Annotated in this window: 1 protein-coding gene and 1 pseudogene; both read left to right on the forward strand. The window is 75.9% G+C overall.

All coding sequences use genetic code 11. The features are described 5' to 3' along the window. Window positions 1-939 (forward strand): LiaF domain-containing protein (locus ACWEVO_RS36865; protein WP_452312004.1); only part of this gene is annotated, 939 nt, incomplete at its 5' end. Then, window positions 936-1,164, forward strand: a pseudogene (locus tag ACWEVO_RS36870) (hypothetical protein); the annotation flags it as partial. The gene ACWEVO_RS36865 and the pseudogene ACWEVO_RS36870, both read left to right, overlap by 4 nt.

Below are 1,164 nucleotides of genomic sequence, written 5' to 3' on the forward strand. Positions count from 1 at the left end.
CTGATGTACAAGCAGAAGGCCGCGTACAACGACGGGATGGCCTCGCGGTACCAGGCGGCGCAGAAGCAGCCGGCCGGGTACCCGGCCGAGGTCGGTGCCCCCGGCCGGCCCGGCGAGATCTGGACGGGGCACGCCGCGCCGCCCTGGCCGGGCGGGCCGACGACGGGGGCTCCGCTGGGCGAGCCGGTCTCCGTGCCACCCCCGGCGCCGGTCGGCGCGCCGCCGCCGGGCGGCTACCGGCCGCCGTTCGCGCCGCACGGCCCGTACGCCGGGCCCTACCCGCCGGCTCCCGCGCCGGCCCGACCGGCCCGGCCGCCCAAGCGGCCGAAGGAACGCTCCGCCCTCGGTGCGGCGACCTTCTCGCTGATCTTCCTGGCGCTGGGCGCGGTGGCCGTGCTCGACCTGCTCGACGTCTTCTCCGTCGGAGCGGCCGGCTACTTCGCGGCGGCGCTGGCCACCATCGGGCTCGGGCTGCTGGTCGGCACCTGGTTCGGCCGGGCCCGGTGGCTGATCGCGCTCGGCCTGGTGACCGCCGCGGCGCTCGGCATCGCCACCGTCGCCGAGTCCTACGACCGGGTACGCGGCATCGACGGCGACGTGACCTGGGCCCCGCTCAGCTACCGCGACCTCGCCGACCGGTACGAGAACAACTTCGGCGACAGCGTGCTCGACCTGCGCGCGGTCGACTTCGACAAGAAGGACACCCAGGTGACCATGGTGGTCAACCTCGGCAAGGCCACGGTGGTCGTACCGCCGAACGTGGACGTCACCACGGTGGCGGACGTGAACGCGGGCGACGCCTCGGTGTTCGGCCGGCGCGCGGGCGGCCTGAACCGCCGGGGGTGGGAGACCACCGACCTCGGCGCGGACGGCCCCGGCGGCGGCACCCTGCGGCTGATCATCCGGGTGAACGCCGGAGACCTGGAGGTGACCCGATGAAGGCCCACCGCACCGACCTCGTGTCGTTCGCCTTCGGGCTGGCCTTCCTGGCCCTCGCGGTCTGGTGGCTGCTCGCCCGGATCCTCGGCCTCACCCTGCCGCCGGTCGGCTGGTTCCTGGCCGGCGCGCTGGTCCTGATCGGACTGCTGGGCCTGGTCGGCGCGCTGCGCTCCGGGCGGCACGCCCACCGGGAGCCCGCCGGCCCCGAGCCGGAGGCCGGCGTGG

It is taken from the genome of Micromonospora sp. NPDC003776 (genome assembly GCF_053605645.1).